This is a genomic window from Gemella parahaemolysans (assembly GCF_053758945.1).
The window spans coordinates 91175-107706 of sequence record NZ_JBSMTP010000006.1 but is presented as its reverse complement, the minus strand read 5'-3'; the positions used below and the strand labels follow the sequence as shown (position 1 = coordinate 107706).

Here is a 16532-nt window from a genome sequence, read left to right as displayed (position 1 = left end):
TATAATTCGTATAAATCAAAATTATCGTTTTTTTTGAAAAGTTAAAATCTCATTTTACGAATTTTCTATCCCTTTCATAAAGTTAACATTCGTTTTTAACTGTTTTTTCGTTAAAAAATCAATATTTCACCAGAAAAATTCATAAAAATTCTAACATTTAAGATTTTACATATCTTCAACTTCTTGATATAATAGTTTATATTAATAAAAGTATATATTAGGAGGAAAACCGTGAAACACGAATTTATATTAGTTCTAGACTTCGGTAGTCAATATAACCAACTTATCACTCGCCGTGTACGTGAGCTTGGTGTATATTCTGAACTACACGACAATGAAATTTCTATTGAAGAAATCAAAAAAATGAACCCTAAAGGAATTATCCTTTCAGGTGGACCTAACTCAGTATATGAAGAAAACTCTCTTACAATTGATGATGAGATTTTCAACCTAGGTATTCCTGTATTAGGAATTTGTTACGGAATGCAACTTATGCAACACAAACTAGGAGGAAAAGTAGAATCTGCGACTAGTAGAGAATATGGAGCTCACAATGTTGACGTAACTCCAGGAGCTAAATTATTCGAAGGTACTCCTGCTTCTCAACAAGTATTAATGAGTCACTCTGATAAAGTTGTTGAACTTGCTGAAGGATTCAAAGTTGTAGCAACAAGTGATAACTGCCCAATCGCTGCTGCTGAAAACGTAGAAAAAGACTTCTACTGCTTCCAATTCCACCCAGAAGTACGTCACTCAGAATTCGGTTATGACTTAATTAAAAACTTCATCCGTAACGTATGTAAATGTACTGAAAACTGGACTATCCAAAACTTCATCGATGAAAAAATTGAAGAAATTCGTGCAGAAGTTGGAGATCAAAAAGTTCTTTGTGCACTATCTGGTGGTGTAGATTCATCGGTTGTAGCAGCCCTACTAGATAAAGCAATCGGAGATCAACTAATTTGTATGTTTATCGACCACGGTTTACTTCGTAAAGGTGAAGCTGAAGCTGTAATGAACACATTCAGTAAAGAAATCGAAGGTGGATTCAACATGAATCTAATCAAAGTCGATGCTAGAGAAAGATTCCTTGGAAAACTTAAAGGTGTAAGTGACCCAGAACAAAAACGTAAAATCATCGGTAATGAATTTGTTTATGTATTTGATGAAGAATGCGCTAAACTTCATGATGTTCCATTCTTAGCTCAAGGTACTCTTTACACTGACGTTATCGAATCAGGAACTAAGAATGCACAAACAATCAAATCACACCATAACGTAGGTGGATTACCAGAAGATATGCGTTTCTCTCTAATCGAGCCACTTAACACTCTATTCAAAGATGAGGTTCGCGCATTAGGTGAAGCACTTGGCCTTCCTCACGAAATCGTTTGGCGCCAACCATTCCCAGGACCAGGTCTTGGTATCCGTGTTCTTGGAGAAGTAACAGAAGAAAAACTTCAAATCGTTCGTGACAGTGACTTCATCCTACGTGATGTTATCGCTAAACGTGGATTAGAAGGAGAAATCTGGCAATACTTCACATGTCTTCCAGACATTCGTTCAGTAGGAGTTATGGGAGATGTTCGTACATATGACTACACAGTAGCAGTTCGTGCCGTAACAAGTATCGATGGTATGACAGCAAGCTGGGCTCACATTCCATTTGAAGTACTTGAAGAGATTTCAGCTCGTATCGTAAACGAAGTAGCTCACGTTAACCGCGTAGTCTACGATATTACAAGTAAACCTCCTGCAACGATCGAATGGGAATAATGCGGTGTACATTTGAATTATTAGGAGTATGACGACAACATAATTCTTAGGTACAGCGTATGCAACAAGAATTTTAATCTTAACGAACAAAGTGAGGAAAAGATTATTAGTTCTAACTGTCCATATGTTAAAATATATAGATTGAAAATTAGTTAAAGCACTTTGGATTGTCTCCAAAGTGTCTCCAAAAAGACCTTATCAAAAACTATTGATAAGGTCTTTTTATTAAAAAATCTTTGATTTCTTACCTTATCTACACTAAAATATAAATATAAAAATAGATAATCAAGAATAATACATTCAACACCAAATTTTATCAAAATAGCAACATTTTCAATTTCTTCTGACTACTTTTGTTATACTTATTAAGTATGTTATAATTAAATTGAATTATAATTTTAAGAGGAAAATAATATGGATTTAATAATTAAAGAAATAATAGACAAGAAAGAAAAAGAAATAATATCTAAAGAGGTCCTTTACGACCTTCCTGAATGGTTTGGTCTACCTGAAAGTACAGAAGAGTATATTAAAGATTCACAAGATAAACCATTTTTGGCTTGCTATGCAGATAATGAAGTTGCAGGTTTTATCGTATTAAACGCAACAAGTAAGGATACTGCAGATATTTTTGTAATGGGTATAAAGAAAAAATTTCATAGAATGGGAATTGGAACAAAACTAAATACAGAATTCGAAAATATGGCAAAAAATCTTGGATATTCCTACTCACAGGTAAAAACTGTAAAAATGGGACACTACAAAGAATATGATATTACTAATGAATTCTATATCGCAATGGGTTATAAAGAATTAGAATGTTTCCCTACCTTATGGGACGAATGGAATCCATGTCAAATATATATTAAATATTTAGGGGAATAATACTTCAATAATGTTTTATTTATAAATAAAATATTTTAGTATCTAAAAGCTCGATGAGTAAAAATAAAGTAATATATTCACCAAGAAACTTGATATAGTTTACTTTTAAAAACTAAATACAAAATAAATACAAATTTATACCCTGACATTTTCCCCACTAATAATTTTTCGGTGGGGATTTTTATTAAAATCTTTGATTTCTTTCTTCATATATGGTAAGATATGGAGGAAATAGCCGTTTGCACTGACTTTACTAATAATTTCTTAACTCACTACGTTCGTAGAAATTATAGTAGTCGTAGTATAAATTATTCGTAATATTTTTCTTCAGTCTTTGACTTTGAAAAACAAATGACTAACTTAAAAGACGGTGGCTCGAATATGTAATTATTAAATAACTATCTTACCCTATGCCAAAGTTTAAAGATGGTTATTTTTTATTGTCTTTTTTTAATGCTACAATACATGCACTAACTACTGAAACAATCAAAAGATTTATTCCAATAATCGTCTGTACAATTGCAATCTGACAAAATCATTGCAATTAAATTATGTTTATGATAAAATAAAATTATGAAAAGAGAGAGCCGTTTTAAAGACGGTGGCTCGTGAAATAGTTTTATATAACCATCTTACCTAGCCAAAGTATAAAGATGGTTATTTTTTATTGTCTTTTTTTAATGCTACAATACATGCACTAACTACTGAAACAATCAATAGATTTATTCCAATAATCGTTTGTACAATTTCGTAAGCTGACAACTTGCTACTCCTTTCATCCAGATTCTAGTGTATACGAGCATAGCACCATCCCCTTTCATATTGAAGTAGCCACAGCAGTGAGAACTAGAAAAAGAAGATGCTATTTTTTTAGCACCTTCTTTTTAAGTTCTTGTTGCATACGCTATTCGTAATATTTTTCTTCAGTCTATGACTTTGAAAAATAAACGACTACCGCAATCTTTATCGGAAGTTTTACACTCCCTAACTTCTCTCTCCTGTTTTGATTATATCAAATTAAACTATCATAATCAACTATTTATAAATACTAATATATCAACACTTTTTACTAAATAATTATACTTTTTATACCCTGCCATTTCCCCTGCCAATATAAAAAATAAAATCGATACTTCCTATGATACCAACCACTCAGGATAGATTCTTCCTCTATCGAATGGGAATAATGCGGTGTACATTTGAATTATTAGGAGTTTAACGACGACATAATTCTTAGGTACAGCGTATGCAACAAGAACTTTAATCTTAACGAACAAAGTGAGGAAAAGATTATTAGTTCTAACTGCCCACAGAACAATATATATATAGATTAAAAACAAGTTAAAACACTTTGGATTATCTCCAAAGTGTCTCCAAAAAGATTCTATCAAAAATTATTGATGGAGTCTTTTTATCAGATTCATTTCATATATAACTACTTATCTTTTCTAAACAAAACCTCTAGATCACTCGACCACAATTCTTCTATATCAGTTGCCATATTTGGAATAAACTTATTTTCTCTAAAATTCCTTATACATACTTCTACTTCATTTAAATTTACATTACTTAATGCTCTCTCAAACATTTTCTTTAATTCTATTGACGAATGAACTTTATATTCTTTACTCAATTGAATGACTTCATCCTGATTCTTACAATTTTCAATAATTATGTATTTCAAATTTTCTTTAGTTAACTCAATATAATCACAATTTTTAATAGTTGTATGATAATTAAATTGTTTATAAAATTTATACTTCCCTTCATCTATTTCTTTTTTTATTTCTGATAATCCTGAAAAATACATATCATTAATTTCTTCTATTTTAATCGGATTTTCCTTTGTCACCTTTATCTCTCTATCTACTTGGAATATTTTCTCTGCACTAAAAACAAACGTTATTGGACCATATGCACAAATATTAACTTCACCTATATCGGAATTATCAAAAAATATATCATTATATATATCTTGTTCTTTATCCTTATCATCACTTTTTTGAAATGTTTGAGGAATAGCATTGTCTTCCCCATATTTCCTAGAAAATAATTTTTTATTTAAAATAAAACTTAATGATGTAATTACACTATTTCCATGATACAAATAGACATCTTCTTTATTATTCTCGGCTCTTAAATATGATAAATAAATAGCTCTAAATACTTTATTTAAATCATTTAAAGTATCTTGATTTAAGTCCTTTTTGTTTTTTATCAATATATCTACATACTTAGAAATAAACTCTCTTACCTCATTATTCTTGAAAAACTTATCATTATCCCATGGCCTAAGAACTCCAAATACTTGTCTATTTTCTGATATTATATTTATCATCTCAATAATTTCAGGTACATTCATTTCTCCATTACTAGCTCTAAAATCTATAATTATATCTAGAGTTTCTTTAAAACTTTTACTACTTCTCAAATCCTTCAAAAACTTCTTAACTTTATTCACAAACTAATTCTCCTTTTTTGTTATTGCTATAATTATAACATTATATAACCAATAAACAATTACTTTCTTTGAAATTATTTTAGAACTCATAAAGAATTTCTACAATCTATGATTCTTTTCTGTAGTTTTAATTACATAGATTACTTGTAAGATTGAAGTAGTTACATAAATCTTATGTTAACTAATAAATCTTTTTATTTATGATAAATAAAAACAAAAAATCAAAAATTCTTATTAAGTGTTAAAATTTATAGTTTATCAATAAGATATATTTAAATCACCACAAATATTTATTGCTATAAGACTAATTGTTCACAATTTAAAAAGATATCCCATCTTTTGCACCTTGTATTATTATCTAAAACATCGTAGAACGAAAGTATCTATAAATGAACAGATATATATTAAAAAATTTTCTCAATAAGAAAACTAGCTATTGGAGTTGCTTCCGTTTCTCTTGGAATGACTGGGGTATCAATAACAACCACTCTTAATACTTCATTTGCTAGTTATTACTCGCCTTACAACTATTCACCTTACAACTACTCATCATCACTTACAAGTTCAGACTATACTGAATTAGAAACAAAATCATATTATGAATTAAAAGTTGGTAAAATTGTTAGACGTGGAACTAAAGTAACTACTTATAAATCTGAAAAAAATATTCAAAATATTTCTTTTAAAACAATTTATAAAGACGATAACACCAGATGGTTACCATGTAAACCATAATGGAGAATGGATTCGATAGTACTTACTGTGTATCAATCTATAATTCATAGAAAAAATACTACATAAAAAAAATTCTGAACACAAATATATTTTTAAAAAAGAGGATGTTATCCTGTATAATACAGGAAACATCCTCTTTTATTGAATTCTTTTATTATTGTAGCAATATAAAAATTATATTCATTTTAAAAGTTAATAAACTACTTTTCTATTTTTAATTACTCACTTTTTACTTCAGCAACATAGTATTTTGATTTACTATGTCCACCTGTGTAATTTTTATTATTTAATTTCAATGTTATTGTTGAAATTCTTGTTTTTGTCATAACATCTAACACATTAATTTTTATGCTATCCCCTTCTATTTTCCAGTTTTCTTTTTTATCTAATTCTTGTGGATAGTTATGACCTTTTTCAATAGACGCAAATACGAGTGTATCATCACCTTTATAGTAGTATATCTCACTATCTTTAGGGAATGTAGTCGTTGCTTGAGATTTGCTATCATACTTTATGAATGTTGGACTTTGCAATAGCTTTAACGCTTCTTCTTTAGAATATGTTTTATCTGAAAATTCATTAACTACATCAACAAAATCTTGTATTGAAACTTTAGCCAATAAGACACCTCCCGGTGAATTAAATTCTGTAGATTTATGTTGAGTAATCCACGCTAATAAATTTGTCTGCTTATTTAACCTTGATAAATCATTTCCTGAAACAGCAACTAAATTAGCTAATCTTTCTACTGCTATTAAATCATGTCTAAACTCTTTTATTGCTTTAGGGATTTCCTCTTTACCTTCATTTTCCTGTCTATTTTCTATTTTATTTTCTTTCTGCTCTGGGCTATTTTTCTGATCAGAAGTTTTTGAACTTCCTTTTCCTGTACAACCTGTTATAACTAGCGCTCCAATCGTAAGAAACATTAATAACTTTTTATTCATAAATACATCTCCTTTATTTTACATATCTATATTATACTATATATTAATAATAAAAAAGTAGCCCTTGAAACCTATAAGTTTCAAAGACTACTGTATTTATTATCTTAAACCTTTATCGTACGGAATACCAAGTGCTTCTGGTGTAGCAGTTTTCTTAGAAAATACGATAAGTGCAATGATTGTAGCTACGAATGGGAACATGTTCCAGAATGATACTGGAATTGGTAAATCTGGTGCTAAGATAGAAACTTTCTCAGCGAATACTTTAGTCCCTCCGAAGAATAACGAAGCTAATGTGATTGTAATTGGGTTATATTTACCAAAGATTAATGCCGCTAATGCTAAGTATCCGAATCCGTATACTGTGATTGCTGCGTTAAATCCTTGAGAGAATGTAGTTGCAATGATAGCTCCAGCTAATCCTGCTAAACATCCTGAGATAAATACCCCAATGTAACGGTATTTAAATACGTTTAATCCAAGTGAATCACTCGCCTGTGGGTTTTCCCCTACAGAACGTAAACGTAATCCGAATGGACGTTTGTAAATTACATAATATGTTACAATTACCAGGATTATAGCTATAAATACTGTAGGGTAAATAGTAAATTTACCAAATACTGTATATCTTGGGAAACCACTTGCTAATAATAATTCATATGTACCATTAAAGTGGTTAACTAAGAATAATGCTATAGCTGGTGTAATTAAGTTAATCGCTGTACCTGAGATAACTTGGTCAGCTTTTAAGTTAATACTGATGTATGCGTGGATTAATGACATTAAACCACCAGCAAGTGTCGCAACAACTAAACAAATTACTAATTGGAATAATGATGGAGATCCATCGAACACTGATAATGCTAATAGTGATGCAACGAATGATCCAAAAATTACGAAACCGTCAAGGGCAATGTTAACAACCCCACTTTTTTCTGAATAGAAACCACCGATGGCAGCTATAAGAATAGGTGCAGTATATTGTAACATTGAGTCTAATAGTGATAATACTGTATCCATCTATTTGTCTCCTTTCTGTTTCTTACTACTAAATAATTTATCAAGCAACTTGTTATCAAAGATAGCTTTAGCTGCAACAAATAATACGATTAATCCGATTAAAATATTCGCGATATCTTTTGGAATACCGATGAATGATAGTTGTGGAGTTAATACTCCTAGGAATCCGAATAATAATGCTCCTAATAATGTTCCTAACGCAGTATTAGCACCGATTAAAGCAACCGCGATTCCCATGTATCCAAATCCTTGGAATGTCGAACCTGCAACTACTTGTCCTACAGGTCCCATGTTGTAAAGCGCCCCACCTAGACCAGCGAAAGCTCCTGAAATAGCCATAGATAATACAGTATTTCTATTAACCTTCATACCTACGAATTTTGATGCATTCGGGTTAAAACCTACAGAACGTAATTCATAACCGAATACTGTTTTTTCCATAACGATATAGAAAATAATAACACTAAAAATAGCTAAGAATAAATCTGTTCCTAAACGATAGTTGTTGAAAATACCTTCTACTAAACTATTTTGTAAGTATCCTGTTCCATCAGCTGAAACAATAGGTTTAGAAATGATATCATTAGTTCCTTTAATATATTTAGGTACAGCAAATTGTACGAAATATAAAGCTGTGTAGTTTAACATGATTGTTACAACTACTTCACTAATATTGAATCTAGCTTTTAAGTAACCTGCAATAGCAGCCCAAAGACCACCTACTACAATCCCAACTAAAATACTAGTAATTAATACTAAATAGAAGTTCATACCTTCCATTTTAATCGCAACAAGTCCAGCGAAAAGTCCACCCATAATGAATTGACCTTCTGCCCCAATATTGAATAAACCTGTTCTAAATGCAAATGCAACAGATAATCCAGTACAAATAAGTGGAATTGTTGATACGAAAATTTCAGCTATACTGTTTGAGTCTGAGAAAATATCTCCAATTACTCCAAACACATCTCCTGGTGCTGCCCCTATCGCTGAAATAAGAATCGCCCCTATAATAAATGAAGCTAATATCGGTAGCACCGCATTAGTTAAAACTTTTTTTAACATACGTTCTCCTCTCTACTTCTTAACCCCTGCCATAAGCAGACCAAGTTGTTCTTTTGTTACATTCTCATCGTTATCCACGATATCAATAATATTACCATTGTGAATAACTGCAATTCTATCAGATAATGTTAAGATTTCATCTAAGTCAAATGAAATTAAAAGTACACCATTACCTTTATCACGGTAGTCGATTAGCATTTTATGAATACCATTGATAGCTCCAACATCAAGTCCACGAGTAGGTTGTGTTGTAACTAATAATTTCGGATGTAATTCTAAAGCACGCCCAATGATAAGTTTTTGTTGGTTACCACCACTCATACTACGTGCAGAAATCGTCTCATCTCCAGCTTTACGAACATCGTATTTTTCACAGATTTCTTTCGCAAATTTAGAGATAATATTTTTCTTCAAGAATCCACGATTAGAGAATTTTTCTGTATAATAGTTTTCTAAAACTGAGTTTTCTTCAACACTAAAGTCCAGTACAAGACCATCTTTGTGTCTATCTTCTGCAATAATTTCAAGCCCTAGTTCTTTTCGTTTTGCAGTAGATAATGAATTGATTTCTTTTCCGTCAAAAATAATTTTCCCTTTTGTTTCTTTAAGTAAAGCATTTAGTACTTCTACAAATTGTTGTTGACCATTTCCATCAACCCCTGCGATACCTAGAATTTCACGTTCACGTACATTTAAGTTGAAGTCATGAAGAATGTCTTTTTTCTCAGAAGTATCCGCATATATCCCTGAAACTTCAAGAATATTTTTCTTCCCGTCTCTAGAACGTTCATATTTTATAATCTCTAAGTCTTTACCAATCATAAGACTAGCTAATTGTTCTTTTGTAGTTTCTGCTATTTCAACAGTTCCAAAGTACTCACCACGGCGAATAATACTACAACGATTTGCAACTGCCATAATCTCGTTAAGTTTGTGAGTGATTAATAAGATAGTTTTTCCTTCTGCTTGAAGATTTTTAAGAATAGCTAAGAATTCTTTAATCTCAGCTGGAGTTAAAACCGCCGTTGGTTCGTCAAAAATTAAGATGTTGGCATCTCTATATAACATTTTTAGGATTTCTACCCTTTGTTGCATCCCTACACTAATATCTCCAACTAGTGCTTTAGAGTCAACTTCTAAACCATATTTTTTAGATAACTCACTGATTTTTTCAGCTGCACTATCTAAATCAATTTTTCCACCTTTTACTTCTTCCATACCTAAAATGATGTTTTCAGCAACTGTAAAGTTTTTAATAAGTTTAAAGTGTTGGTGTACCATACCAATCCCTAGTTTATTCGCATGCTTAGGATCTTTAATATCAACTTCCGCACCATTCAACTTAATAGCACCGGCTTCTTGATGGTACATACCAAAAAGAACCGACATCAACGTAGATTTTCCAGCACCATTTTCACCAAGTAAGGCATGAATTTCATTATTCTTTACTTGAATAGTGATATCTTTATTTGCGTAGAAGTCGCCAAACTTTTTAGTTATGTTTAGCATTTCTATAGCGTACATATCTTTACCTCTCTTTTATATATTCTTACATACTATATATTATAATATATTTTGACAAAGTAGTATAGCTTTTTAAGGTATTTTTTTATATATATTTAGCATTAGTTAACAATACAGCAAATTTAATAATAATAACAGTGTATTCGTTTTATATATATCAAAAACATACTTATTTAAACGTTAACATAATAATAATTATCATATGAATTTTTTAATACTATTTTTTCTATGATGAGTTGTAAAATAAAGTGAAACTATTAAATAAAAAAGACTAGCATCTGCTAGCCTTTTTCATAAATTTTCTAAAATTAAAGTTCTCCGTCAATATTAGCTTTATCTGCTACACCTGCTGCATCTGCTGCAACTGTTGCTTTTCCAGCTTTAAGATCTTCAACAACTGTTTTAATTTTACCTTTAATATCATCGCTTAAGTTAGGGTTTTCTGCTGGAAGTCCAACACCATCTTCTTTAATAGTGAAGACTTTAGCTTGTCCACCTTCGAATTTGTTAGCTTTGATAGCGTCTAAGATGTTAGCAACTGCTACGTCGATACGTTTAACAGCTGAAGTTAAGATAACTGATTTTTCAACGTCTTTTCCATCTTTATCTTTAGCTTTGAATACACCTTCAGAATATTGGTCTTTATCTACACCAACGATCCAGTGTTTAACTTCTCCACTTTCTTTAAGATCTTTAGTTGCTCTTTCTTGAGCTTCTTTAATAGATCCACTTCCAGTACCACCTGCTGCTACGAAGATTACGTCAGCACCAGCATCGTACATAGTTGCTGCTAAAGTTTTACCTTTGTTAGTGTCGTTGAATGACCCACTGTAGTTGTAAACAACTTTGATGTCTTTTTTAGCTGCTTTAGCACCTTGAACGAATCCAACACCAAATTTAACTACTGCAGGAATTTTAGCTCCACCAATATATCCAACTTTACCAGTTTTTGATTGTAAAGCTGCTGCGTATCCAGCTAAGTAACCAGCTTCGTGTTCTGAGAATGTTACAGAAGCAACGTTTTTATTTTGAACTACACCATCGATGAAAATGAATTTTTTATCTGCAAATGAATCTGCAACTTTTGGTAATTCTTTTTCAAAGTAGAAACCAGCTAATGAAATTACATCAGAAGCTTTTGCTGCATTTTGTAAGTTAGCAGCGATATCACTTTGGTTTTTAGTTTCGATTGGGTTAAGTGCTTTTCCACCATTTTTTTCTGCCCAAGCTTTTACTGTTTCAACGTTACTTTGGTTAAAACTTTTATCTTTTGCTCCACCTTCATCAGTTACAACACCGATTTTTAACCCAGAGTTGCTTGAAGATGAATTTCCGTTAGATGATTTAGAAGAGCATCCAACAATAATTAATGCTGCTGATAAGACAACTGCGATTAATGAAAATACCTTTTTCATAAATAAAAAGTCTCCTTTATTTGTATATTGTTTATAACTAAATAATACCACATTATCTTTAAAACATCAATATTATATTTAGAAAATGTTAACATTTTTTCATAATGTTCGTTTTCTAATTATAAAAGCTTATTAATATAGTATTTATAGAATATAACATAACTATTTTCTATACTTTATCTGTAACTTACCAACAACAATAAAGCATTTTCAAAACATTAATATCGTTTTCATTTATTATACGAACTATTATATCTTTATAATTATTACACATTATTACGAAGTAGTTATAAATGTTTATTTTTAAGCGTTATTAAAACTTTTAAAATCTCGAACATTAAATTAATTCACTTTATTTCCGTAACATTATCACATATTAATAGAAAAATCTCTATAAAACAAAAAGTTTTATAGAGATTTTTCTTTAAACTATTTTTTATAATTCACCGTCAATATTATTTTTATCAGATAATTTATCAGCTTCTGCTACAACTGTTTCTTTTCCAGATTTTAACTCTTCAATTTTATTTTTAATTTTTGACTTAGCATCTTCATTTAAATTAGGATTTCCTAAAGTTAATTCAATTCCATCTTCTTTAATAGTAAAGACATGTTCTTTTCCACCTTCAAATTTTCCTGCTTTAATGCTATCTAATACATTTTTTACTGCAACATCTACACGTTTAATAACTGATGCTACAACAACTGATTTTTCAACATCTTTTCCATCTTTGTCTTTAGCTTTAAAGACACCATCAGTATATTGATCTTTATCAACACCTACAATCCAGTGTTTAATTTCTCCACTTTCTTTAAGGTCTTGCGTAGCTCTTTCTTGTGCTTCTTTAATTGCTCCATTACCAGTTCCACCTGCTGCTACAAATATTACATCAGCTCCTGTATCGTACATAGTTGCTGCTATTGTTTTACCTTTATTTGTATCACTAAATGATCCACTGTAGTTATATACTACTTTAATATCTTTATTTGCTGCTTTTGCACCTTGTACGAATCCAATTCCAAATCTTGCTACTGTAGGAATTTTTGCTCCACCGATAAATCCAACTTTACCAGTTTTAGATTGTAATGCTGCTGCATATCCTGCTAAATATCCTGCTTCTTGCTCTGCAAAGGTAACAGAAGCTACGTTAGCTTTTTCCACTACTCCATCGATAAAAATATACTTTTTATCTGGAAATGCATCTGCCATTTTTGGTAATTCTTTTTCAAAATAAAAACCTGCCAATGAAATTACATCAGCTGCTTTTGATGCACTTTGCATATTAGCTGCTAAATCCGAATGATTTTTTGTTTCAACTGGAGTTAATACTTTACCTCCATTTTTTTCTACCCATGAAGTTAACGCTTCTGCATTACTCTGGTTAAAACTCTTATCTTTCGCTCCACCTTCATCAGTTACAACAACAACTTTTAAGTTAGACTTATTAGTAGAATTGTCTTTTGATGATTTAGACGAACAACCTGTAACAACTAAAATAGCAGATAATACTATCGCTACAAATGAAAATAATTTTCTCATATTAAATATTAATCTCCTTACGATTAAGAATTGTTTTAAAAAAAGATAATACCATATAATTAAACAAAAAGTCAAACCTCTTCATATCTTTTTATCTTTTCTAAATTTAATGTTCGTTTTTTAAGGAAACTTATTTAATACCTATTATTCCAAGTTTTAACTATACTTTATTTTAAATTTTTCTGACTTTCTATTTTACGTTTTTTCATTAATCAATACCATATTTTTTAAATTTATATAGCGTTTTAAACAGCTATATACGAACTATCACTCCTGTCTATTAAGAGAGTAATTTTGTCTATATTTTTTAAAAATAAATATTTTTTTAACTTTTTTTAATTTTAAAATGTTCGTTATCTGAAAATATGGGAATCACTACAATAGTGATTCCCATTAATTTAGATTTTAGATACTTATACCCTATAGCTCTCCTTCGATATTTGTAACAGCACCTTTTGCTTTAAGTTCATCTCCAGTAGCTACTACTTCAACTTTTCCTGATTTTAATTCTTCTATAGCTTTAGTAATTTTTATTTTTGCTTCTTCACTTAGGTTAGGATTTTCTTTTGGAATTCCTACCCCATTTTCTTTAATACCAAAGATATGCTCACCTTTAGTAAACTTGCCTTCTTTAATTTCATTTAAGATTTTTGTTACAGCTACTTCAATATTTTTAACAGCAGAAGTTAAAACAGCAGATTTTTGATATTCTTTGCCATCTTTATCTTTCCCTTTAAAGATACCTTCTTCATATTGGTCTTTATCAACACCAACAACCCAGTGTTTAATTTCTCCACTCTTAGACATATCGATTATTCCACGTTCTTTAGCTTCTGAGATTACACCGTTACCTGTATTTCCAGCAGCAACGAAAATTACATCTGCTCCTGAATCATACATAGTAGCCGCTAAAGTTTTCCCTTTATTTGTATCTGAGAATGTTCCACTGTAATTGTACATTACTTTAATATCACTTTTAGCTGCTTTAGCACCTTGTACAAATCCAATTCCAAATCGTTCTACTGGCGGAATTTTAGTACCTCCGATAAATCCTACTTTTCCTGTTTTAGATTGTAAAGCCGCTGCATATCCTGCTAAATAACCTGCTTCTTGTTCTTTAAAGATTAATGAAGCAATATTGGGAGCATCTACAAAACTATCTACATACATGAACTTTTTATCTTTATATTGTTCTGCAGTTTTTGTAATTTCTTTTTCAAATTCAAATCCAGCTAGAGATACAATATCAGATACCTTCGCAGCATTTTGTAAGTTTGCAGCTAAGTCTGCTTGATTCTTCGTTTCAATAACAACTGGCTCTTTTGCTCCATTTGCTTTTGCCCATGATTGAATCGCCTCTACGTTAGCTTGGTTAAAACTCTTATCTTTTGCTCCACCTTCACCAGTTACAACACCAATCTTATAGGCATTCTTACCATCAGATTTCGTATCGTTCTTAGCACTCTTTGAAGAACAACCAACAACAATTAATGATAATGCAACTAAAATTGCAAATATAGTACGTAACTTTTTCATAATCTCCTCCTAAAAATCTTTATGTACTAAGTTCATAATACAATATTTTTAAAACGTTTGCAAATGATTTATTTAATATATTTAAATAACATTAAATAAATCATAATATTATAGCACCTATTAATATTCATTCTTATGTTTCAATAACATAAACACATTAATATTAATATTACAGTCATCGAGAATAAATAATATAAAGTTATATATTTTCTGAATGTTTTATGCTATAATAACTTTGATAAAGCATTTTCAGGAGGATTTATATTATGACATATTATGAAAATATTGTAGAGACGGCAACCTACATCAAAAAGTATTTTGGAGAACAAATTGACTACGCTGTAGTATTAGGAAGTGGAATCACTTTAGAATTAGAAAATCAACAGGAACTTGGCTATGAAGCTATCCCACTTTTTCCAGGAAATAAACATGCCAATCGTGTAAAAGGACACGCTAATAAACTAACTTTCGGAAAGATTTCTGGAAAAAACGTACTAGTATTAAATGGACGTCTTCACTACTATGAAGGATACAGCATGAAAGATGTAGCCTTTATGACATATGTTGTTAAGCATCTTGGAGTAAAAGGATTATTTATCACAAACGCATGTGGTGCTATCAACACTGATTTCAGTGAAGGAGATATCGTTTGTCTTGACGACTTCATCTCTCTTGTTAGCAATAATCCATTAATGGGAGAAAACGAACCACGTCTTGGAGAAAGATTCGTTGATATGACTACTCCATTCGATCCATACTTAGTAGAAAACTTACATAATTCAGCTAAAAAATTAGACATCACATTACAAACTGGTGTTTACGGATTCTTCCAAGGTCCTTATTTCGAAACACGCGCAGAGATTCGTGCATTTAAGACTATGGGATGTGATCTTGTAGGTATGTCTACAGTTCCAGAAGTAATCGCTGCAAACCATGCTTCTCTTCCAGTTGCAGTGTTAGCATGTGCTACTAATATGGCTACAGGTGTTCAAGAGAAAAAACACGACCACGAACACGTATTACAAACTGCACAAAAAATTAGTGTAAACCTGAAAAAACTTTTAATTGAAACATTAGAAAACTTAAAATAATAAGGAGTAATAATTATGGAAAAAACTATTTTCGAAAAAATTATCGATGGAGAAATCCCAAGTTACAAAGTATATGAAGATGAGCATGTATATAGCTTTTTAGATGTATTTCCTATTACAAAAGGACACACTCTAGTAATCCCAAAAAAACACAGTAGAAATATTTTCGACTGTGAACCTGAGACAGCTGCAAATATCGGACGTATTCTTCCAAAAATTGCTAATGCTGTAAAAGAAGCATATGGTTGTGATGGAGTAAATATCTTCCAAAACAACGAAGAATATGCTGGACAAAGTGTTTTTCACCTACACTTCCATATTGTACCAAGATATAAAGATAAAGATGTAAACTTCGACAATTTAGAAGTTAAATGGCCACCTCAAAAAGTTGAGCCTGCTGAATTTGAAGAGATTAGAAAAGCAATCTCAGATAGATTATAAAAATAGTAAGAAAATAACTAGGTAATTATTTAATTATCTAGTTATTTTTTGGAAAAATAATTCGGAGTTAGAAAATTTTATCCTACTCCGAATACA

The 16532-nt window shown here is 30.7% G+C and carries 14 protein-coding genes; 5 read left to right on the top strand and 9 right to left on the bottom strand.

Features of this window, described 5'->3' with window-relative positions:
• Positions 1-231 precede the first annotated feature (231 nt).
• Positions 232-1776, top strand: coding sequence for a glutamine-hydrolyzing GMP synthase (gene guaA, locus ACWOBP_RS05440; protein WP_455337823.1), 1545 nt, complete (start codon positions 232-234; stop codon positions 1774-1776).
• Positions 1777-2190: 414 nt separating this feature from the next.
• Entirely contained in the window at positions 2191-2661 is a 471-nt protein-coding gene (locus tag ACWOBP_RS05435) for a GNAT family N-acetyltransferase (RefSeq protein ID WP_448905503.1), read from the top strand.
• Between the two features lie 657 nt (positions 2662-3318).
• Here ACWOBP_RS05435 and ACWOBP_RS05430 read toward each other — a convergent pair.
• Entirely contained in the window at positions 3319-3423 is a 105-nt protein-coding gene (locus ACWOBP_RS05430) for a putative holin-like toxin (protein WP_081450717.1), read from the bottom strand.
• 673 nt (positions 3424-4096) lie between these two features.
• The gene (locus ACWOBP_RS05425; RefSeq protein WP_455337822.1) at positions 4097-5122 is read right to left on the bottom strand and encodes a hypothetical protein; all 1026 of its coding nucleotides are present in this window, start codon (positions 5120-5122) and stop codon (positions 4097-4099) included.
• A gap of 411 nt (positions 5123-5533) precedes the next feature.
• On the opposite strand from ACWOBP_RS05425, the gene ACWOBP_RS05420 reads away from it, so the two are divergent.
• On the top strand, positions 5534-5857 hold the full coding sequence (locus tag ACWOBP_RS05420; RefSeq protein ID WP_455337839.1) for a YSIRK-type signal peptide-containing protein: 324 nt from the start codon (positions 5534-5536) through the stop codon (positions 5855-5857).
• A 218-nt stretch (positions 5858-6075) separates the two neighbouring features.
• On the opposite strand, the gene ACWOBP_RS05415 is transcribed toward ACWOBP_RS05420, so the two are convergent.
• The 7 genes from ACWOBP_RS05415 to ACWOBP_RS05385 all read right to left on the bottom strand — a co-directional run bounded on the left by ACWOBP_RS05415 (position 6076) and on the right by ACWOBP_RS05385 (position 14904).
• Complete coding sequence (locus tag ACWOBP_RS05415; protein ID WP_455337821.1) at positions 6076-6804, bottom strand: hypothetical protein; 729 nt, start codon at positions 6802-6804, stop codon at positions 6076-6078.
• A gap of 99 nt (positions 6805-6903) precedes the next feature.
• Complete coding sequence (locus tag ACWOBP_RS05410) at positions 6904-7824, bottom strand: ABC transporter permease (RefSeq protein WP_455337820.1); 921 nt, start codon at positions 7822-7824, stop codon at positions 6904-6906.
• Complete coding sequence (locus tag ACWOBP_RS05405; protein WP_455337819.1) at positions 7825-8889, bottom strand: ABC transporter permease; 1065 nt, start codon at positions 8887-8889, stop codon at positions 7825-7827. It lies immediately after the preceding gene.
• 12 nt (positions 8890-8901) lie between these two features.
• Positions 8902-10413, bottom strand: coding sequence for an ABC transporter ATP-binding protein (locus ACWOBP_RS05400; RefSeq protein ID WP_455337818.1), 1512 nt, complete (start codon positions 10411-10413; stop codon positions 8902-8904).
• Between the two features lie 308 nt (positions 10414-10721).
• Positions 10722-11828 carry a BMP family lipoprotein gene (locus tag ACWOBP_RS05395; RefSeq protein WP_455337817.1) on the bottom strand — a complete coding sequence of 369 codons (1107 nt, stop codon included), beginning with the start codon at positions 11826-11828 and terminating at the stop codon, positions 10722-10724.
• Positions 11829-12264: 436 nt separating this feature from the next.
• Complete coding sequence (locus ACWOBP_RS05390; protein WP_455337816.1) at positions 12265-13368, bottom strand: BMP family lipoprotein; 1104 nt, start codon at positions 13366-13368, stop codon at positions 12265-12267.
• 420 nt (positions 13369-13788) lie between these two features.
• A complete protein-coding gene (locus tag ACWOBP_RS05385) occupies positions 13789-14904 on the bottom strand; it encodes a BMP family lipoprotein (protein WP_455337815.1) in 1116 nt (371 codons plus the stop codon).
• 266 nt (positions 14905-15170) lie between these two features.
• Here ACWOBP_RS05385 and ACWOBP_RS05380 point away from each other — a divergent pair, with 266 nt between their 5' ends.
• Positions 15171-15995 (top strand): purine-nucleoside phosphorylase, encoded by an 825-nt coding sequence (locus tag ACWOBP_RS05380; RefSeq protein ID WP_455337814.1) that lies wholly within the window; start codon positions 15171-15173, stop codon positions 15993-15995.
• Between the two features lie 15 nt (positions 15996-16010).
• Complete coding sequence (locus tag ACWOBP_RS05375) at positions 16011-16436, top strand: HIT family protein (RefSeq protein WP_455337813.1); 426 nt, start codon at positions 16011-16013, stop codon at positions 16434-16436.
• Positions 16437-16532: the final 96 nt, after the last annotated feature.

Excerpts from the sequence above, each read along its gene's own strand:
- ACWOBP_RS05435 (WP_448905503.1), top strand. The coding sequence starts at position 2,191 with ATGGATTTAATAATTAAAGAAATAATAGACAAGAAAGAAAAAGAAATA.
- ACWOBP_RS05415 (WP_455337821.1), bottom strand. The coding sequence starts at position 6,804 with ATGAATAAAAAGTTATTAATGTTTCTTACGATTGGAGCGCTAGTTATA.
- ACWOBP_RS05410 (WP_455337820.1), bottom strand. The coding sequence starts at position 7,824 with ATGGATACAGTATTATCACTATTAGACTCAATGTTACAATATACTGCA.
- ACWOBP_RS05405 (WP_455337819.1), bottom strand. The coding sequence starts at position 8,889 with ATGTTAAAAAAAGTTTTAACTAATGCGGTGCTACCGATATTAGCTTCA.
- ACWOBP_RS05400 (WP_455337818.1), bottom strand. The coding sequence starts at position 10,413 with ATGTACGCTATAGAAATGCTAAACATAACTAAAAAGTTTGGCGACTTC.
- ACWOBP_RS05395 (WP_455337817.1), bottom strand. The coding sequence starts at position 11,828 with ATGAAAAAGGTATTTTCATTAATCGCAGTTGTCTTATCAGCAGCATTA.
- ACWOBP_RS05390 (WP_455337816.1), bottom strand. The coding sequence starts at position 13,368 with ATGAGAAAATTATTTTCATTTGTAGCGATAGTATTATCTGCTATTTTA.
- ACWOBP_RS05385 (WP_455337815.1), bottom strand. The coding sequence starts at position 14,904 with ATGAAAAAGTTACGTACTATATTTGCAATTTTAGTTGCATTATCATTA.
- ACWOBP_RS05380 (WP_455337814.1), top strand. The coding sequence starts at position 15,171 with ATGACATATTATGAAAATATTGTAGAGACGGCAACCTACATCAAAAAG.
- ACWOBP_RS05375 (WP_455337813.1), top strand. The coding sequence starts at position 16,011 with ATGGAAAAAACTATTTTCGAAAAAATTATCGATGGAGAAATCCCAAGT.